Origin of the sequence: Williamsia muralis, assembly GCF_051487485.1 — a bacterium.
GTDB lineage: Bacteria > Actinomycetota > Actinomycetes > Mycobacteriales > Mycobacteriaceae > Williamsia > Williamsia muralis_B.
On sequence record NZ_JAHVCV010000004.1, the window covers coordinates 301,988 to 320,811 of the forward strand.

An 18,824-nucleotide genomic window follows, 5' to 3' on the forward strand; every position below is an offset into this window, starting at 1 on the left:
CTCACCGGGACACCTCGATCTCGGACCCGCTCACATTCGCAAGCATGGCCTTGATCCGCTGCCGCTGATCCAGACTCGCCGACCGGGCGACCCCGTCGAGCAGTGAGCGGATGTCCTCGACATCGTCGCAGGACTCCTGCCAGACATCACGGCCGTGCAGCCGGGCCCACAGCCGGCTGAGATACGGGCGGCGAAACGCACGTAGGTCGTCGACGACCCGCTGCTGACGCGGATGAACCGGGGCGCCTGCGGCAAGGCACCGGCGGGCGTGCAACACGTAGGCCTCCTTGCGCAGCCGGGCCTGGATCAGCGCCGCCAATCCGTATCGGGCGCTGTGTTTTTCGTCCAACGGCATCAATTCCACAGCCACCTCGATGCCGGCGACAAGAGTTGCCTGGATGTCCTCTGCCAGCAGACCCCAGGGGGAACACGCACGGTCCACCTCTTCGGCACACAACAGCGGGATGTCGGGGAGCTCTTCGCGGTCAAGCGCGCGACGCAGTGTGGCGCGGACACGGTCCACCACGGCCCGGTCGAGCGGCCGCTCCCCGGAGGACCTCTCCGTCAGATGCGGACGTCGTTGTGGCTCAGTTGATGTCAGACCGAGGTCCACCAGCCGCCAGGGCAACGCCGAAGGATCGACCCGTGCGCCCGCCCCCAAGTTGAACGGCGTGTCGTCGGCGACCAGGGCCGTCCACACCCGTTGCCGGGCCGCCCGCGCCCGATGGTCGCCCGTCTCCGCCAGTACGGTGCTCAATCCCGACAGGAACGGCCCGGAGATTGCCCCACCGGGACGCACGTCGCGCCAGCTCCTCTCCAGTTGTCGTGTGAGGATCGAGATGGTCTGGGAGGCAGCCAGATGCTTGTCCAGAGCTGCGGTCGCGGTACGGTCCCGATCCGAATGAACGTCACGTAGGACGGCATCGGCGACGGCCTCCACGTCCCCCGTCGGCGCGCCACGGGTGACGGCCAGCTCGTACGAGACCGGGAAATAGAGTTCCTGGGCGTTACCGGTGGTGATGCGCAGCCGCCTGCGACCCATCTTGAGCACCTCGAACCACTGTGCCGTGCAGAGCAATTGATCGCCGTGCGCAATGATCACGTCATGTAGATCGCGCGCCACGTCGGGGGTGAGGATCGCGGCCGAGAACTGAGGATTCGCACGTAGCCGCAACACGAGCGGATCGAGAATACGTTTCACGGTCCGGCGCAGAGGGCCACCGTCGCTGCCGCTGAGCACCTCCACACCGGGACCGAGCCGGCGCCAGGCATCGTCGATGACCGCCCGACGCGGGCGGGCGAGGGCGACCTCCGTCGCCTCGTCGTACCCGGTAGTCACCAGGTGATGCTAGACGAGGCACTGTGCGCTCGACCAGAGCCGCGTAGCCCGACAAGTTGGGTTCGGTAGCCGGCACCTGCAGTGACCCTTGATCCATGAAACAAGCACCCCATCCCCTGATTGGTCCGACCTCGACACCCGCAGTGGCGACCGTGGCGTCATGCGCGACGGTCGCGCTGGTCGCGACCGTTGCATTCCTCCTGCCGAGCGCCGCGGTGTTCGTGGTGGGGGCCGTTGCCCTCGCCGGTGCGGCTCTGGTGTCGGTCGGCGACATGCGACCGTCGTCCCGCACGAGCCGTTGCTCCCACCACGAACCGAAGTCCATGCCTATCAACGAACCGGGTATCGGCATCGCAACAGTCCGTGCCGTCGAGGAAACGCCGCCGGTCGGTGACAGGGCTCGGGTTGGCGACAGGGGCCGCAGTACCCTCAGTCATCGTCGATGTCGAAACGGTGTCCGGGCAGCACTTTCGGGGACACCTGAATCATCACGGATTCGATGCCGAGGGCTCACGTGTCACCCTGAGGCCGGGTGTGGTGCTCGCCGTCCGGTTCGACCCGGAGCGACCGTCCGAAGTCACACTGGCCGACGACATGACCGCAGCGCGAGCAGCTTTCGACACCATGCTGATCCGTAAGGGCTTGACCACGGCAAACAAACTCGACCTCATCCGGCGCGGCGTCAAGTCACATGCGGTGGTGACGGCCATGAAGCCGACCGGCCGGGTGTGCGAGGACTACCGTCAGGTCCAGCTCGACGTGATCGTCAACCGCCCCGAAGGTGGCCAGTTCCCCGCACACGAGGTGACGTTCATCCCGGCCACCTCCGTGGCGAAGGTCGAGCCCGGCAGCATCATCGACACCTACTACCGCCCCGATGATTCCTCCCATGTCGCGGTCTGCGTCCCGCGCAGTTGAGCCGGCACGGCGCCGACCTCACGCTCCGCGATCGGCCACTGCGAAGGTGACCAAGGATGCCCAGAACACCGGGTGCGCAGTGACATCCCCCGATCGCCAGCGTCTCATCTGCGCACGCTGCCACCGACCGAGTACCACCACCGGGTCATCGCTCTCGTGAGCGCTGTCCACAGCAGCGATCAACTCCCCCATGGGATCGATGGCGGCATCGCCTTCGGCAAGGCTTCGATATCCGGCCGTTGTCGGCAACGACCACAGCGTTGCCGTCACCAGCTCTGACCCGGCCAAGATCATGGCCGCGACCAAACCGTTCGGCTCGTCGAAACGGTGATCGGTCCCGGAGGCGCACGCCACCAGAGCCACTCGCGGCGGCATCGGCCAGCGCCCGGTATCGGCGAGGAGATCGGCGGCCGTCCACGGTCGATGGCTGCCCACCGGATCCGCCAGTCCGGGCTGCAGAGCTGTACACGACAGGTGCAACGCCGACCGCTCGGCGTAGCCCACCTCGCTCGAGGCCGCACTGGCGTGACCGACGAACAGCATCCTGCTCGGCTTGTCCTGCAACACAACCGACAACCAGTTCCGGTCCGTGTCGCGGCGCCTGAACAACTCCACCGGGCCTGACACCGGCGGATACACGGTATGGCGCGCCAGTGCGCCTGAGAAGTGTTCTGACACCAGGCTGTCCGGCGACGGTCTTCCCAACACCGAACCCAGAGGCGAGGAAGCCGTTTGCCCGGGCACGCGGGGATCGAGGATGAGAACCGGAGGTGACGTGCGGCGCTCCTCCCAGCGCGCCGGGCGCCTCGGGGCGTTCACGATGTTCGCCGGGGGCGACATCACGAGATCCACCAGTTCCATCAACCGATAACCCTCGGTGTACGCGGTGAGATCGTCTGCCTTCCAAGGCAATCGCGCTAGCACCTCCCCGGTGGCCAACACGGCGCCGGCCTTGGCACGCACCAGCTGGTCGGCGGTCGGATATACCGATGGCAACGCGAGCAGGGCGAACGGGATCTGTGCCAGCCGCGCGGTGGGAGTGAGATGCAGGACGGGACGAACGGCCGCCACACATTCGAGCAACAGAGACCATGCCTGTTGTGAGAGCAACAGCAGTCCGAGATGGTATGAGGCACGCAACTCGGTCGACGGATCGGCAAACGGGCCCGACAGGAGTGACCGCTGAAGGGCATCCACCATCGTCTCGGCGTCGCGCGGCGAGGGCAGTTCATCGGCCACCTGCTCGATCGCGGCCAACACAAAAGGCTCCTCCACCACCCAGGTGACGGTGCGTGCGGGCTCGCCCACCACCCGCAGACTGGCGTATGTCGCAACCCCCACGTCGGCAAACCGCAGGACCAATCTGGTTGGTGGCGCGGTGGTCATCTCCACGTGGGCCACATCGGCTCGTCACTCGTGACCTTGCGTCCGTAGCGTTCGGCGGCAAGCCGTCGATACTCTGCCAGGATTGCGCCGGCGCCGCGGTCCATCTGCAGCGGGGGCAACGGACCCAACCGGGTCAGACCGCCGGTGACCGCAGTGGTCGTGGCCCCGGCAGCCACCGCCCGGTTCTCGTCGATGTCGGCATCGGCATCGGCGACGACATCGGCGACGGAGTGCAACGGCGTGGCCCCGGTCGCGGTCAGTGCCCACTCACCGCCGACAGCATCGGACACTCTCGGGGCGAGGCCGAATGTTCCCCGCGCACTGACATATTCGATCATCTCGGCGACCAATGACGTGTTGTCCCATTCCCACGCCACGGCGAATGCGCCGGCCATCACCGGGGCCGAGACCGACTGGGCCCAGCGCGAACGAGCGTCGGCGTCAGGCATCGAATGCCGCACGCTGTCGACCGCAAGCGCCGCGGGTATCTTCAACGCGGCGGCCTGTTCGAACTTGGGCTGGGCCAGGAGATGGCCGGCCGACCCGTCGGCCGCCGTGGTGATGCCCTCCGACATCGCAACGCGCGCCTCCACCGCATTCCAGTCGGCGAGCGGATCACCTATGCCGTCGAATCCCATGTCGGCGAGGGCCTCTGCTCGCCAGATCGATCCCATGAGGTCATCGAGGCGGGCGTGGTGCAGCCAGGTCGCATGGGTGGTCGCGTCGAGGAGCATCCGGGCCTGCCCGACCATCTCCCGGGCGCGGTCGAATTGTCCGCGGAACACCGGTATCCAACTGCGCTGCATCATGATCCGGTGACGATGCAGGGGTATACCCAAATCGTCCCAGTGCCGCTGGGCCTGTTCCCAGCAGTGGTCGGCTGCCTGTAGTTCGCCCGCGGCCATCCGGGTGAGCCCCAGATACAACCAGCATCTCGAGACGTCATGCGCGATCGCATACGTGGCCAACACCGGGTACGCCGCCTGGGCCAGGCGCTCGGTGTCCTCATGGTCGGACCGAGCCCAGGCGAGGGCCGCACGTTCGAGTTCGCTGCGCGCCGACGCCAGAGGCCAGCTGCGTTGTGAGGCAAGCGCACCCGCACGCCGAAGATGCGAGCCCGCCTCGTCGAGCCGTCCGGTCTGCACACAGAATCTGCCGTAACCGAGCCCAGCGTCCACCGCAAGCCGGTCGACACCTACCGAACCCGGCCGACTCCAGGCATCGGACGACGAGGGCGGGCCAGGTTCCGGCGCGATTCGTCTCGCGACGTGCAACTCTTCGAGACCGAGTTCCCACAGGGGCGCGGCAGCGACGTGCTCGTCGACATCACCGAGCGCGATGGCGCAGAGGATGCGTGCGTGTGCGACATTGAACGCTCGGTCCGGGTCCGACTCGGACTCGCCCACTGCGTTGCCGGTCAGATGCACAAGCTGCCGCGCCGCTTGGTCGTGGTCACCGCGGGCTGATGCCAGGCCGATGTCGAGGACATCCGCACGCCCGGCGTAGCGGTGGACCATCCGTGTCATGTCGTCGAATGACATCGTCACCTGCGCTGCGGCTTCGGGCATCCTTCCGGCGAGGATCTCCGAATAGATGCGAACGCAATCGCGGATTCTGTGGACACACTCGACGACGCCGTCGTGAGCGCCGCGGGTCAGGTAGATCGCGCCGAGCTGGGCAAGCACCTCGAGCATCAGATCGTCACGGTCGAGCTGTTCGATTCTCGGTATCAGCGACATCAACAGATCGCGCGCCGCAGCGTGGTCGTCGGCGCAGGCGAGGTCGCGCGCACGCTCCAGATCACCGGCCACCGACATGGCTGCATCATATTGATCGCGGACCAGCGGGCAACCGCATACACGGGCACCACACACGAAAGCGGCGGACGTGCGATGCACGTCCGCCGCATTCTCCTCGGCTCAGATCAGCTGCAGCTCACCTTGATGCTGAACTCCTTCTTGATCATTCCGGCCGTCGGGTTCTTCATGTCGGCGCCTTCGGCCTCACCGGTGATGGTGTACGTGTCACCGTCTACCGAGACCTTCGCCGAACCGACTGACATCCCCATCCCGTTGGTCACTGCCAGTGCGTTGCCGTCGACCACCAGTCCCAGCGACTCGACCTTCGGGGTGGCCTCATCCGTCATCACGATGCCGAGGCCCTGCTGGCCACCGGTGGAGCCGCTGCCGACGGTGATCTTGCCGGCCTGCTTCACGCAGCTCACAGAGTTGAGGTCCACGCCGGCGAGATCCTTGCCCTCTACCTTGACCTCGGTGTCGCCGCCGGTGGAAACCTCTGTTCCGTTCGACTGGCTGGTTGCGACCGGGTTGGCCGCGGGGCTGCTGTCTGCGTTGCTGCTGCTGTCGTCCGAGCAGGCCATCAGCAGGGTTGCGCTGGCGATCAGTCCGAGGGTGGCTGTGAGGACTCGTTTCATTGGTCTTCCCTTTCGTTGTGCGGCGCCGTTCTTTGACGCCGTCATGAGAGAAGTAAAGGCTGCTGCCCGCGCTACCGATCCCAACATTTCCCCTAGGACCGCGCGTGAGGAACAACCTCGCCGACTGCTCCGGCACAACATATGCGCAGGCAACGAAAACGGAGGCCGATCGACAGATCTCGGCGTGACACGCACTGATCACCACATGTGGCCTATCGGCCCGACGACTCCCCCAGCAACCGAGCGAAGTTGGCGATCCCGGCTTCATCTCCGTCGACCGGCGCTGCCGTCGTGGAACTCCCGCCCAACAGCGCCACCAGTTCCCCGGCGGCACGGTCCACCCGGTCGGCAAGCGTGGCGGTGTCCCCAGAGGTGCCCGCCCAGTCCTCGGACGCGGCGTACACACCGGTCGGGACAACCACAGCGCGCAGATACGAGAACATCGGTCGCACAGCGTGATCGAGCACCATCGAGTGTCGCGGGCTGCCACCGGTGGCAGCGATCAGCACTGGCTTCCCGGCAAAACTGTCCTTGTCGATGATGTCGAAGAACGACTTGAACAATCCGCTGTAGGAGGCGTTGAACACCGGCGTCGCGGCGATGACGGCATCGGCCTCCACGACCGCCTTCACTGCCGGACCCGCAGCACCCACCGGGAAACCGGCGATCATGCTCCGGGCGATGTCCACCGCGATCCCCCGCAGATCGACGGTGTCGACAACAGCCGAATCAAGCTGCGACTCAACCGAAGCGGCGAGCCGGTCGGCGAGTAGCCGGGTCGACGACGGTTCGCCGGCTCCGGCACTCACCACAACCACACGAGTCCGGTTCATCGACTGACCCCCACCTCGGCTGTGTCTTCCCTATTGACCGCAAAGCTTCGTGCGGCCACCAGCGATGCGTGGGTGGGCGCGTCCGGAACGTCCGAGGGGCGCCCCTCGGCGAATCCCGCCCGGAGTTGCGGCAGTACCTCACCGAGTTGGTCGAGTTGTTCGAGGACGGTCTTCAGTGGCAGTCCGGCATGGTCGACCAGGAACAGCTGGCGCTGGTAGTCGCCGAAGTGCTCGCGGAAGCCAAGCGTCTTGTCCACGAACTGCTGTGGACTGCCGACGGTGAGTGGTGTGTCCTCGGTGAACTCCTCGAGCGAGGGGCCATGGCCGTAGACCGGCGCGTTGTCGAAGTACGGCCGGAACTCGTTGACCGCATCCTGCGACTTGGGGCGGATGAAGAACTGTCCGCCCAGTCCCACGATGGCCTGAGACGCGGTGCCGTGGCCGTAGTGCTCGTAGCGCTCGCGGTAGAAGCCGATCAGCTGCTGGAAGTGCTCCTTGGGCCAGAAGATGTGGTTGGCGAAGAAGCCGTCCCCGTAATAGGCGGCCTGCTCGGCGATCTCCGGGCTACGGATCGACCCGTGCCAGACGAATGGGGCGACGCCGTCGAGCGGTCGCGGCGTGGAGGTGAACGAGGTGAGCGGCGTGCGGAACTTGCCCTGCCAGTCCACCACCTCCTCGGTCCAGAGTCTGTGCAGCAGATGGTAATTCTCGATCGCGAGCGGGATGCCCTGCCGAATGTCCTTGCCGAACCACGGATAGACCGGGCCTGTGTTGCCGCGGCCCAGCATCAGATCGACACGACCGTCGGCCAGGTGCTGCAACATCGCGAAATCCTCGGCGATCTTCACCGGATCGTTGGTGGTGATCAGTGTGGTCGACGTCGAGAGCTGAAGTGTCTTGGTCTGGGCTGCGATGTAGCCCAGCATCGTTGTGGGAGACGATGGCACGAACGGCTTGTTGTGGTGCTCACCGGTGGCAAAGACGTCGAGCCCGACGTCTTCGGCCTTCTTGGCGATCGCGACCATTGCCTTGATCCGGTCGTTCTCGGTGGGTTCCACACCGGTGGTGGGGTCGACGGTGACATCGCCGACGGTGAAGATTCCGAACTGCATGGCTACCTCCTCGGTAGAAGCTACGATCATCATAACCGGACCGTGGTCCGAATTATTTCGTCTCGCCGACCGAGGCTGCCGATCAGTTGTCAGAGAACGACCGGGACCCAGAAGCCGAAGAACCAGAAGCCCCAACCACGCTTGAACCGGTCGTAGGTGGGGGTGACCTCGTGCCCACGGAAGGTGAATGTCGCAAGATCCGGGCGTTTGACCGCACCCGGGGACGAGGTGGTCGACCGGGTGGGGCCCTCCTGCGTCGTTGCGGATGACGTCGCCGCCGGCGCTGCTGTCGCCTCGGCCACTGTCCCGCCGACCCCCAGCGAAGCCAGGCCGATCGCTCCCGTCGCGACCGTCCGCGTCAATGCCTTCTTGACCTGCATGGTGTCCTCCCTTCCTGAAGCCCGACCCGGATGTGCACGGGCCGACTCCTCACAAGGTAGAAACGCGAACTCGTAGAACTCTGGCACCTGGCTGTGAGCTTCCTGGACGCTCGACGTTCCGGGTTTGGTCATCACGGGAACATTCGAGCCCTCACTCCGATCCAATCGACATCGGATCTGATCGAAGGGAACAGCCATGGGTGAAGGCGATGCCGAATACAGCACGCAGGACAGCTCGACAGCGTCGGCGGCCGACGACACCGGCGCACTCGATGAGCTCGAGTCCGTGCTGACCGAACTCTGGCCCGATCAGGATGCAGCCCCGCCGGACGAGCCTGCGGAACCGTCTGACGGGGTCGGCGGCGGCAACGCCGACGAATACTCCGAACACTGGTTCCAGCAAGCCGTGAACGGCACCTGCGTGCCGGCGAGTGTCGCCCAGATCGTCGCGGAGTACAGCGGCGAAGACATCCAGAGCGAGGAAGCCTTTGTCGAGATGGCCCAGGACAACGGCTACTTCCTCGACGGCGAGATCGAGAACGGCATGCCCATCTACGCCGCGGCAGACCTCCTCGAACAGAACGGCATCCCGGCCACCGTCGAGACGGGCACGATGGACGACCTCGCGACGGCTCTGGAGGAGGGCCGCGGCGTCATGCTGTACGTCGACTCCGGGGAGTACTGGGATCCAGAACAGGAGGAGAGCGACGAAGCCAGGGGTCGCGACCAGGGAGGTGATCACTGCGTGGTGATCAGCGAGATCGACACCGACAAGGGTGTGGTCTACCTCAGCGACCCAGGCCATCCCGACGGCGACCGCATGGAAGTACCACTCGACGAGTTCGAGGAGGCATGGGGCGAAGCCGACAACACGATGATCGTGTGCGACGAACCCTCACCCAATGCCGGTGTGTCCGAAGACGACCCCGCACGGGATCCGCTTCTCGACGACCTCGATGCCGACGAGGCACCTGGGCTCTCCAATGTCATCGACTGGCTCACCGATCGCCCGTGGAACCTGCTGCCGGTGGTGATCGGCGGCAAGTAGCTCGCGCCGGGCCACCAAGATCGTCCCCGCCGACATGCACGGAGGGCAATACTCCCTCGGCACACGGTCACGGGGACGTTTTCGGTGGCTGACAGCAAAAGCGGCCCGCCCCAACAAAGGGACGGGCCGCTTTCGTGAAACTGCTTGGCTTACTTGGCCTTCTCGAGGACCTCGACCAGACGCCAGCGCTTGGTGGCACTGGTCGGGCGGGTCTCCATCAGCCGAACGCGGTCGCCGATGCCGGCGGTCTCGTTCTCGTCGTGAGCCTTGACCTTGCTGGTGGTGCGGATGATCTTGCCGTAAAGCGGGTGCTTCACACGATCTTCCAGCTCGACCACGATGGTCTTCTGCATCTTGTCCGAGACGACGTATCCGATCCGCTCTTTGCGGCGTGCACGCTCCTCGGTGGTGGACGTTTCAGTCACTTTTTGGTCCTCGCTCATGCGTCGTCACCGCTCTCGGCTTCGGGTCCTGAGGCCAGGCCGAGCTCGCGCTCCCGCATGACGGTGTACACGCGCGCGATCTCGCGACGCACGGTACGCAGCCGGCGGTTGTTGTCGAGCTGACCGGTGGCCATCTGGAACCGAAGGTTGAACAGCTCTTCCTTCGACTCACGCAAACGTTCGACCAGTTCTTCGTCACTGAGCTCACGGAGCTCAGCGGCGGCGATTCCGACTGACATCAGAACAGCTCCTCTCTGGTCACGATGCGGGTCTTGATCGGGAGCTTGTGCTGCGCGCGGCGCAGGGCCTCGCGAGCAGTCTCCTCACTGGGGTAGCTCATCTCGAACAGGATGCGACCGGGCTTGACCGGGGCAACCCACCACTCGGGCGAACCCTTACCGGAACCCATGCGGGTCTCGGCAGGCTTCTTCGTCAGCGGGCGGTCGGGGAAGATGTTGATCCACACCTTGCCGCCACGCTTGATGTGCCGGTTGATGGCAATACGAGCTGACTCGATCTGACGGTTGGTGATGTAGGCAGCTTCCAGAGCCTGGATGCCGTAGTCACCGAACGTCACCTTGGTGCCGCCCGTGGCCTGACCTTTCAGGCTGGGGTGGTGCTGCTTGCGGTGTTTGACCCGACGAGGGATCAACATGCCTCAGCCCTCCTGGTTCTCGGCCTGCGCGGGGGCAGGCGTTGTCGCTGGAGCGTCGACAGCCGCAGGCGCATCTGCGGTCGCGGTGGCCGCGCGTCCAGCTTCGGTGCTGGTCGCTGTGGTACCCGACGAACCGCTCCGCTTCGGGCGGGCCGGACGACGCGGACGACGATCTTCAGCCGGAGCAGCCGACGAGGACAGTGCCTCGCGCTTGCCACCGACGATGTCGCCCTTGTAGATCCACACCTTCACGCCGATACGGCCGAAGGTTGTCTTGGCCTCGTAGAGGCCGTAGTCGATGTCTGCGCGCAGCGTGTGCAGCGGCACCCGACCTTCGCGGTAGAACTCGCTGCGGCTCATCTCCGCACCGCCGAGGCGACCCGAGCACTGGACCCGGATTCCCTTGACGTTGGGCTGACGCATGGCCGACTGGATGGCCTTACGCATCGCCCGGCGGAAAGCCACGCGGTTGCTGAGCTGCTCGGCGACACCCTGTGCCACCAGCTGAGCTTCCGACTCGGCGTTCTTGACCTCGAGGATGTTCAGCTGGACCTGCTTGCCGGTCAGCTTCTCCAGGTCGCCACGGATCCGGTCGGCCTCGGCGCCGCGGCGACCGATGACGATGCCCGGACGGGCGGTGTGGATGTCGACGCGAACCCGGTCACGGGTGCGCTCGATCTCCACCTTGGCGATGCCGGCGCGCTCGAGGCCAGTGGCCAGGAGCTTGCGGATGGCGACATCCTCTTTGACGTATTCCGCATACTGCTTGTCTGCGTACCACCGGGACTTCCAGTCCGTGGTGATACCGAGACGGAAGCCATGCGGGTTGATCTTCTGGCCCACTACTGAGCTCCCTTCCGGCGATTGCGGCCGGCGGCCGCGTCGCTCCTGGCGATGCTTTCCACCACGACGGTGATGTGGCTGGTCCGCTTACGGATCCGGAAAGCACGCCCCTGGGCGCGCGGACGGAACCGCTTCATGGTCGGACCCTCGTCGGCGAACGCCTGCGACACCACGAGGGTGCGACGGTCGAGGTCGAGGTTGTTCTCCGCGTTGGCCACGGCGCTGGCGAGCACCTTGGCAACCGGCTCGCTCGCAGCCTGGGGCGCGAACTGCAGGATGTCGAGGGCCTCGTCCACGTTCTTGCCGCGGACCAGGTCGATGACACGACGCGCCTTCATCGGCGTGACACGCACGAACTTCGCGGTCGCCTTGGCGGTCGGATTGGTTGTTTCAGTACTCATCTACCGACGCTTCGCTTTCCGGTCGTCTTTGATGTGTCCCTTGAAGGTGCGCGTCGGCGCGAACTCGCCGAGCTTGTGACCGACCATGGACTCCGAGACGAACACCGGCACATGCTTGCGGCCGTCGTGGACGGCGAAGGTGTGACCGATGAAGTCCGGAATGATGGTGGACCGACGGGACCAGGTCTTGATGACCTGCTTGGTGCCCTTTTCGTTCTGAACGTCGACCTTGCTCAACAGGTGGTCGTCGACGAAGGGGCCCTTCTTGAGGCTGCGTGGCATTCTCTAACTCCCTCCTGTTATCGCTTGTTCTTGCCGGTGCGCCGGCGACGGACGATCAGCTTGTCGCTGGCCTTGTTCTTGCGGGTACGGCCCTCGGGCTTACCCCACGGGCTGACCGGGTGGCGACCACCGGAGGTCTTGCCCTCGCCGCCACCGTGCGGGTGGTCGACCGGGTTCATCACGACACCACGGACGGTCGGGCGCTTGCCCTTCCAACGCATACGGCCGGCCTTGCCCCAGTTGATGTTGCTCTGCTCGGCGTTGCCCACCTCGCCGACGGTTGCGCGGCAGCGCACGTCGACACGACGGATTTCACCGGAAGGCATACGCAGCGTGGCGTAGGGGCCTTCCTTACCGAGCAACTGGATCGAGGCACCGGCGCTACGAGCCATCTTGGCGCCGCCACCGGGTCGCAGCTCCACAGCGTGGATCTGGGTACCGGTCGGGATGTTGCGCATCGGGAGGTTGTTGCCCGGCTTGATGTCGGCGGTCGGACCGCTTTCCACCACGTCGTGCTGCTTGAGTCCCTTGGGCGCGATGATGTACCGCTTCTCGCCGTCGACGTAGTGCAGCAACGCGATCCGCGCAGTGCGGTTCGGGTCGTACTCGATGTGAGCGACCTTGGCGTTGATGCCGTCCTTGTCGTGGCGACGGAAGTCGATCAGACGGTAGGCACGCTTGTGGCCACCACCCTTGTGACGGGTTGTGATGCGGCCGTGGGCATTTCGTCCACCGCGACCATGCAGCGGACGAACCAGCGACTTCTCCGGGGTGTCACGAGTGACTTCGGAGAAGTCCGCGCCGGAAGCGCCACGACGACCGGGGGTCGTCGGCTTGTACTTACGAATAGCCATGAGTCTTCTTGTCCTCTACTTCTTCGGTGGAGTCCGAGCGGCGTCAGCCGACCGGGCCTCCGAAGATCTCGATGGGCTTGCTGTCTGCGGTCAGTGTCACGATCGCGCGCTTGGTGTCCTTGCGCTTGCCGTAGCCGAAGCGGGTGCGCTTGCGCTTGCCCTGACGGTTGGCGGTGTTCACGCTCGAGACCTGCACGCCGAAGATCTCTTCGATGGCGATCTTGATCTGGGTCTTGTTCGACTCCGGATGCACGAAGAACGTGTACACGTTGTCCTCGATCAGTCCGTAGGACTTCTCGGAGATGACCGGCGCCAGGATGATGTCGCGGGGGTTTGCCTGAACTGTCATGTTCCTCAGGCCTCCTTCTCATCTTTTTTGGCGCCGTCGATGAAGACGCCGAGTGCCTCACGGCTGAACACGACCTCGTCGGCATCGAGCACGTCGTAAGTGTTCAGCTGGTCGGGTGCGATGGGCAGAACATGCTGCAGGTTCTGCACGCTCTTCCATGCGGCGACGTCTTCACGTCCGACGACCAACAGGAACTTGCGGCGATCCGACAGTTCCGCGAGGAACTGACGAGCCGTCTTGGTCGACGGATCCTGTCCGGCGACCAATTCGGTGATCACGTGGATGCGCTCGTTGCGGGCCCGGTCCGAGAGGGCTCCGCGCAGGGCGGCGGCCTTCATCTTCTTGGGGGTGCGCTGGCTGTAGTCACGCGGCTGTGGTCCGTGAACGGTTCCACCACCGACGAACTGCGGCGCCCGGGTCGAACCCTGACGAGCCCGGCCGGTTCCCTTCTGGCGGTACGGCTTTGCGCCACCACCGCGAACCTCGGCACGAGTCTTGGTGGAGTGCGTGCCCTGACGGGCGGCACCCTGTTGCGCGACGACGACCTGGTGCATCAGCGAGATGTTCGCCGGAGCATCGAAGATCTCGGCCGGCAACTCGACGGTGCCGTCGGTCTTGCCACCGAAGGCCTTCACGTCAACCGTGCGGGTCTGCTGCTTTTCAGTGTTGACACTCATCGGCTACGCACCGCCCTTCATTGCGTCACGAACGATGACAACAGCGCCCTTGCGACCGGGGATTGCTCCCTTGATCAGCAGCAGGCCTGATTCGGCATCCACCTTGTGAACCTTGAGGTTCTGAGTGGTGACCTTGTCGTTGCCCATCCGGCCGGCCATCCGCATGCCCTTGAACACGCGACCGGGGGTGGCGCAACCGCCGATGGATCCCGGCGAGCGGTGCACGCGGTGCACGCCGTGGCTGGCGCCCAGGCCCTTGAAGCCGTGGCGCTTCATGACACCGGCGAAGCCCTTGCCCTTGGAGGTCCCGGTCACGTCGACCAGTGCTCCGTCGGCGAAGATCTCGGCGGTCAGTTCCTGTCCGACGGTGTAGTCGGACACGTCGTGGACGCGGATCTCGGTCAGGTGCCTGCGCGGGGTGACCCCGGCCTTGGCGAACTGACCGGCGACAGGCTTGGTGACCTTGCGTGGGTCGATGGCACCGTAGGCGAGCTGCACGGCGGTGTAACCGTCGGTCTCTTCGGTGCGGATCTGGGTGACCACGTTGGGTCCGGCCTTGACGACGGTCACCGGGATCACCCGGTTGTCTTCGTCGAAGACCTGGGTCATCCCGAGCTTCGTGCCCAGGATTCCCTTCACATTTCTTTGAGTCATCTGATGATTCCCGCCACTCACTGGATGTTGACGTCGACGCTCGCCGGCAGATCGATACGCATCAAGGCGTCAACGGTCTTCGGCGTCGGGTCGAGGATGTCGATCAGTCGCTTGTGTGTACGCATCTCGAAATGCTCGCGCGAGTCCTTGTACTTGTGCGGCGAGCGGATGACGCAATACACGTTCTTTTCGGTGGGCAACGGCACAGGGCCGACCACACGTGCACCCGTACGGGTCACGGTCTCCACGATCTTGCGCGCCGACGCGTCGATCGCCTCATGGTCGTAGGCCTTGAGCCGGATGCGGATCTTTTGTCCCGCCACGCTGTGTCCTCTTCCGTCAATTTCGGCTGCACAGATGAACACCTCGAACGACGCAACTGTGTAGTCGCATCCCCGTGACCAGAACCTTGCGGTGGTGATCGACGCTGTTCATCTGTCGTTGTTCAGTGCCTGCTTCCGCAGGCCCGTCCGGTCCACGCAGTCGGGCGTGTCGCAATCGCTACACATACCTCTGCGCATGCGCAGAACCCGTGGTGCCGGTGTGCGTCCAGGTGGACGCGGGTCGTACTTGCTTGTTGTGCACCACAACGGAAGCTCGAACCAGTTCGTGACCGCTTAGTTCGTCCGGTGATGCTCTCTGATCGACGGGGGCCTGCCACCTGGTCTGGACGTTCGCACGCTCAGACGACAGACATACAGGGCCGCGCTGCCGATCAAGGCAACCCGACAAGTATGCAATAGATCCGGCCCAGGTCCAAATTGCCCCGGCCCAGGTCACGACCCTGCCGCCGCGACCGCGCATTCTCCGCACAAAACCTTCGCAGACTCTTCACAACATCTGCGCAGGGTGCGGACATCGGAGCACTACCGTCGCAGTCATGACCCCACACCCGCAGACGCCATCGGTGCTGGTCGTCGACGACGAGCCGCTGATCCGGCAGTCGATCGCGGACCGCCTGGGCGCGGAGGGCTTCGCGGTGACCACGGCCGACACCGGGCCTGCTGCGATCGAAGCTCATCGCAGCACCAATCCGGACGCGGTGATCCTCGATCTGATGCTTCCGGGGATGGACGGCCTCGAGGTCTGCCGGCGCATCCAGGCACATTCGGCGACCCCGGTACTGATGCTCACCGCCCGCTCCGGCGAGACCGACCTCGTCATCGGACTGGGAGTGGGCGCCGACGACTACCTGGCCAAGCCGTTCTCGATGCGCGAGCTGGTGGCGCGCACCCGCGCCCTGCTCCGACGTGCCGAACGCTACGGCCCGTTCACCGACTCCGCCGCCCAGTCTGCGGCGGCCGATCCGGTCGACGAGGTGAGGGACGGTCTGCGCATCGACGACGCTGCCCGGCAGGTGACGGTCGAAGGGCAAGAGGTACATCTCACCCGCACCGAGTTCGACCTCCTGGCGTTCCTGGTCCGCCACCCCGGCGCGGTGCTCAGTCGTGAACAGTTGCTCGACGCGGTCTGGCACTGGCCCGCCGCCGGAGAGACCCGGACGGTCGACAGCCACATTCGTTCCCTCCGCAAGAAGGTGGGTTCGTCTCGGATCCGGACCGTGCACGGCATCGGCTACGCGCTCGAGGTCCGCGAAGTGTCGGGAACCGAGGGATCGCCATGATGCTGCCCCGACCGCTGGACCCGCTGCACTCGTTCAAGTTCAAGACCGCGGTTGTGGTCGGTTGCGCACTGTTCACCTCCAGCGTGTCGTTCTGGATCACCGCGCAGTGGCAGTTCCGGTACGCCCTGCTGATGGCACTGCTGGTCGCGATCGTCGTCACGTTTGTGCTCGCCCACGGGATGACGTCTCCGCTGCGCGAGATGACGGGAGCGGTGCGCCGGATGTCCCGCGGCGACTACACCGCGCGCGTCCGAGCGACGTCCCGCGACGAGATCGGCACGCTGGCAACGGCATTCAATCAGATGGCCGATGACCTCGCCGGCGAGGACCAGTATCGCCGTGAGGTCATCGGGAATGTCGCCCACGAGTTGCGGACGCCGGTCGCCGCACTGCACGCGGTGCTGGAGAACATGGTCGACGGCGTGCGGACGCCGGACCAGGAGACCCTCGAACTGGCGCTCTCACAGACGGACCGGCTGGGGCGGCTGATCACCGAGTTGCTGGACCTGTCCCGGATCGAAGGCGGGGTCGCCCAGCTCGACCACCAGCGCATCGATCTCGCATGCTTCGCCGAGACCGCCGTCGCCGAATGCCGGCTCCGCTCACCGGGCGACATCTCGTTTGCGATAGACGTCGCGGCGGCACTCCACGTCCACGCCGACGAGGGCCGTCTGCATCAGGTGCTCGCCAATCTCCTCGACAACGCGGCTCGCCACTCCCCTCCCGGCGGCGTCGTGGAGGTCAGTGCCTGGCCCGACGGCGAGGTGGTTGTCATCGACGTGGCCGACCAGGGCCCGGGTATCGCGCCCGCCGAGCGGCTGCGCATCTTCGAGCGGTTCAGCCGTGGCGGATCTCGCGACGGCGGAACAGGTTTGGGCCTTGCCATCGCCCAGTGGGTGATCACACTGCACGCCGGCGACATCGGTGTGGTCGACGATCCGAGGGGATGCCGGATCCGGATCCGCCTACCGCTCGTGCCTGCCGACTGACGACTGCTCGAACGAACACACCACAGGCCGCAGATCGCGGCGCCATTTTTGCTCCAACGTCTCCGAGAGGTGCTACACCCATGCCGAAAACAGACAGTTCGGATGCTCCGCAGGCTTACCAATCGGTGGTGCTCACCAAGGAACCGGTCAAGGTCCGCCGGGTCACCCTGTCCACGTCGTTGCCTGGGGTCGCACCCACGAAAGTCGTTGTGGCAGCTACTGTCACCACAGTACTGGCGATGGCGTTGGTGCCGACCGACGCGATCGGGATCGGCATCGCGCTGACCGGTGTCGCGGTGCTGGCGGCCGTCTTCGCCGCATCGCCCGAGCGCCCCACCGTGCCCGAGCTGATCACCGCCACCTGCATCGTTGCACTACTGCTCGTCTCGGGTTGGCGCAGCGCCGAATGGCTGGCCACAGTCTGTACAGCCCTCGCGATCCTGGCCACGGGGACGCTTATTGTCGGCGCGCGGACCATTCGCGAGATGGCCGCAGCCGTCGTCGCGCCGATCGTCGCCTTCGTCCCGGCCGCCGCGTGGTTGGGGCGCGGGATCGCCGACGGCGCACGGGACCGTCCGGTGAAGAATCTGGGGGCCGTACTCCAGGTGGCGGTGGTGACCGTGGTGCTGCTGGTGGTGTTCGGCGCCCTGTTCGCCGGCGCCGACGCGACGTTCGAGTCGTTGCTGAGCACGGTGTTGCCGGACGTCGGCGACACCGAGGTGGGCCCCAGTGTTGTCCTCGGTCTTGTCATCGGAGGAGCCACCGCGATCGGGATCTACCTGCGCTACGCCCGGCCACGCCTGGCCGACCGGTCACCGCGCATGTCGGCCGAACCGTGGATGTGGGCAGTTCCCACCGGCACCGTGCTCGTCTTGTACATCGCCTTCCTGATCACCCAGGCACGGGCGATGTTCGGCGGTGACGACTACGTGCAGGAGACGGCGGGTCTGACGTACGCCGACTATGCGCGCACCGGATTCTGGCAACTCTTCGCCGTCACGGCGCTGACCATCCTGGTGGTGTCGATCGCCTGGCAACGCGCGGACCGCAGCACGTCGGTCGGGCGGGTACTGACGCGGACGATCCTCGGCGGGCTCTGCATCGCGGCGCTGGCCGTCGTGGCTTCGGCGCTGCACCGGATGGACCTCTACATGGACACCTTCGGCGCCACCCGGCTGCGCGTCGGTGTGATGGCGACAGAGCTGTGGCTTGGAGCCGTCCTCGTCGCCCTCATCATCGCCGGCGCCGGACTCGGCACCCGCCAATTGCCAAGAGCTCTGGGGTTTCTCACCATGGTCGCCGCTTTGTCGTTTGCGGTCTACAACCCGGACGAACGAATTGCCCAGGCCAACGTCGACCGCTTCGAGCGAACCGGCAAGGTCGATCTGATCTATCTGGCGAGCCTGTCCCCCGACGCAACCGAAGCGCTGCTGGGGCTACCCGTCGACCTTCACGAATGTGTCCTGGTTGGCATCGAGCGCGACCTTGCGGACGAACACGGACCCACGGCATTCAATGTGGGACGACACGAGGCGCGCGAAGCACTCGACGGCCGCGAACCAGGTTCCTCCGCCGCCCCGGTCAGCTGCGCGCCGCGCTAACT

The 18,824-nt window shown here is 65.5% G+C and carries 23 protein-coding genes; 5 read left to right on the forward strand and 18 right to left on the reverse strand.

The genetic code is table 11. The features are described 5' to 3' along the window. Position 1: 1 nt before the first annotated feature. Positions 2-1,339, reverse strand: coding sequence for a hypothetical protein (locus tag KXR83_RS12850; protein ID WP_437425157.1), 1,338 nt, complete (start codon positions 1,337-1,339; stop codon positions 2-4). Positions 1,340-1,729: 390 nt separating this feature from the next. Between KXR83_RS12850 and KXR83_RS12855 the strand changes: the two genes are divergently transcribed. Beyond that, positions 1,730-2,257, forward strand: coding sequence for a hypothetical protein (locus tag KXR83_RS12855; RefSeq protein WP_437425158.1), 528 nt, complete (start codon positions 1,730-1,732; stop codon positions 2,255-2,257). Between the two features lie 18 nt (positions 2,258-2,275). On the opposite strand, the gene KXR83_RS12860 is transcribed toward KXR83_RS12855, so the two are convergent. From KXR83_RS12860 to KXR83_RS12885, 6 genes are all read right to left on the reverse strand, one after another. Further along, complete coding sequence (locus KXR83_RS12860; RefSeq protein ID WP_437425371.1) at positions 2,276-3,643, reverse strand: CHAT domain-containing protein; 1,368 nt, start codon at positions 3,641-3,643, stop codon at positions 2,276-2,278. Then, positions 3,640-5,460 (reverse strand): hypothetical protein, encoded by a 1,821-nt coding sequence (locus tag KXR83_RS12865; protein WP_437425159.1) that lies wholly within the window; start codon positions 5,458-5,460, stop codon positions 3,640-3,642. The genes KXR83_RS12860 and KXR83_RS12865 overlap by 4 nt, the downstream gene beginning before the upstream one ends. Positions 5,461-5,567: 107 nt before the next feature. Continuing rightward, complete coding sequence (locus tag KXR83_RS12870) at positions 5,568-6,077, reverse strand: lipoprotein LpqH (protein WP_437425160.1); 510 nt, start codon at positions 6,075-6,077, stop codon at positions 5,568-5,570. Between the two features lie 212 nt (positions 6,078-6,289). Continuing rightward, positions 6,290-6,910: a CE1759 family FMN reductase gene (locus KXR83_RS12875; protein WP_437425161.1), complete on the reverse strand. Its 621-nt coding sequence runs from the start codon at positions 6,908-6,910 to the stop codon at positions 6,290-6,292. After that, positions 6,907-8,022, reverse strand: a complete 1,116-nt coding sequence (locus KXR83_RS12880; protein WP_437425162.1) for an LLM class flavin-dependent oxidoreductase — start codon at positions 8,020-8,022, stop codon at positions 6,907-6,909. Before KXR83_RS12880 ends, KXR83_RS12875 begins: the two co-directional genes overlap by 4 nt. A gap of 89 nt (positions 8,023-8,111) precedes the next feature. Next, complete coding sequence (locus KXR83_RS12885) at positions 8,112-8,402, reverse strand: hypothetical protein (protein WP_437425163.1); 291 nt, start codon at positions 8,400-8,402, stop codon at positions 8,112-8,114. A gap of 196 nt (positions 8,403-8,598) precedes the next feature. On the opposite strand from KXR83_RS12885, the gene KXR83_RS12890 reads away from it, so the two are divergent. Further along, the gene (locus KXR83_RS12890; protein ID WP_437425164.1) at positions 8,599-9,450 is read left to right on the forward strand and encodes a C39 family peptidase; all 852 of its coding nucleotides are present in this window, start codon (positions 8,599-8,601) and stop codon (positions 9,448-9,450) included. Between the two features lie 149 nt (positions 9,451-9,599). Here KXR83_RS12890 and rpsQ read toward each other — a convergent pair whose 3' ends face one another. Genes rpsQ through rpsJ form a run of 11 tightly spaced genes read right to left on the reverse strand, consistent with a single transcriptional unit; the run spans position 9,600 to position 14,931 of the window. Then, a complete protein-coding gene (gene rpsQ, locus KXR83_RS12895) occupies positions 9,600-9,893 on the reverse strand; it encodes a 30S ribosomal protein S17 (protein ID WP_023956016.1) in 294 nt (97 codons plus the stop codon). Next, complete coding sequence (gene rpmC, locus KXR83_RS12900) at positions 9,890-10,132, reverse strand: 50S ribosomal protein L29 (RefSeq protein ID WP_023956018.1); 243 nt, start codon at positions 10,130-10,132, stop codon at positions 9,890-9,892. Before rpmC ends, rpsQ begins: the two co-directional genes overlap by 4 nt. Beyond that, positions 10,132-10,548, reverse strand: a complete 417-nt coding sequence (gene rplP, locus KXR83_RS12905) for a 50S ribosomal protein L16 (RefSeq protein ID WP_084835383.1) — start codon at positions 10,546-10,548, stop codon at positions 10,132-10,134. The genes rpmC and rplP overlap by 1 nt, the downstream gene beginning before the upstream one ends. A 3-nt stretch (positions 10,549-10,551) precedes the next feature. Continuing rightward, positions 10,552-11,391 (reverse strand): 30S ribosomal protein S3, encoded by an 840-nt coding sequence (gene rpsC, locus KXR83_RS12910; RefSeq protein WP_023956022.1) that lies wholly within the window; start codon positions 11,389-11,391, stop codon positions 10,552-10,554. After that, a complete protein-coding gene (gene rplV / locus KXR83_RS12915) occupies positions 11,391-11,792 on the reverse strand; it encodes a 50S ribosomal protein L22 (protein WP_023956024.1) in 402 nt (133 codons plus the stop codon). The genes rpsC and rplV overlap by 1 nt, the downstream gene beginning before the upstream one ends. After that, positions 11,793-12,074, reverse strand: coding sequence for a 30S ribosomal protein S19 (gene rpsS / locus KXR83_RS12920; protein WP_030164768.1), 282 nt, complete (start codon positions 12,072-12,074; stop codon positions 11,793-11,795). A 17-nt stretch (positions 12,075-12,091) separates the two neighbouring features. Then, the gene (gene rplB, locus KXR83_RS12925; protein WP_023956030.1) at positions 12,092-12,928 is read right to left on the reverse strand and encodes a 50S ribosomal protein L2; all 837 of its coding nucleotides are present in this window, start codon (positions 12,926-12,928) and stop codon (positions 12,092-12,094) included. A 43-nt stretch (positions 12,929-12,971) separates the two neighbouring features. Beyond that, entirely contained in the window at positions 12,972-13,277 is a 306-nt protein-coding gene (gene rplW, locus KXR83_RS12930) for a 50S ribosomal protein L23 (RefSeq protein ID WP_023956032.1), read from the reverse strand. 5 nt (positions 13,278-13,282) lie between these two features. Continuing rightward, positions 13,283-13,954: a 50S ribosomal protein L4 gene (gene rplD / locus KXR83_RS12935; protein ID WP_030164772.1), complete on the reverse strand. Its 672-nt coding sequence runs from the start codon at positions 13,952-13,954 to the stop codon at positions 13,283-13,285. Positions 13,955-13,957: 3 nt separating this feature from the next. Further along, positions 13,958-14,608 (reverse strand): 50S ribosomal protein L3, encoded by a 651-nt coding sequence (gene rplC, locus KXR83_RS12940; RefSeq protein WP_031331700.1) that lies wholly within the window; start codon positions 14,606-14,608, stop codon positions 13,958-13,960. A gap of 17 nt (positions 14,609-14,625) precedes the next feature. Then, the gene (gene rpsJ, locus KXR83_RS12945) at positions 14,626-14,931 is read right to left on the reverse strand and encodes a 30S ribosomal protein S10 (protein WP_003938093.1); all 306 of its coding nucleotides are present in this window, start codon (positions 14,929-14,931) and stop codon (positions 14,626-14,628) included. Between the two features lie 557 nt (positions 14,932-15,488). Here rpsJ and KXR83_RS12950 point away from each other — a divergent pair. From KXR83_RS12950 to KXR83_RS12960, 3 genes are all read left to right on the forward strand, one after another. Further along, complete coding sequence (locus KXR83_RS12950; RefSeq protein ID WP_437425165.1) at positions 15,489-16,232, forward strand: response regulator transcription factor; 744 nt, start codon at positions 15,489-15,491, stop codon at positions 16,230-16,232. After that, entirely contained in the window at positions 16,229-17,221 is a 993-nt protein-coding gene (locus KXR83_RS12955) for a HAMP domain-containing sensor histidine kinase (protein ID WP_437425166.1), read from the forward strand. Before KXR83_RS12950 ends, KXR83_RS12955 begins: the two co-directional genes overlap by 4 nt. Positions 17,222-17,301: 80 nt before the next feature. Further along, positions 17,302-18,822 (forward strand): DUF4153 domain-containing protein, encoded by a 1,521-nt coding sequence (locus KXR83_RS12960; protein WP_437425167.1) that lies wholly within the window; start codon positions 17,302-17,304, stop codon positions 18,820-18,822. The last annotated feature ends 2 nt before the right edge of the window (positions 18,823-18,824 follow it).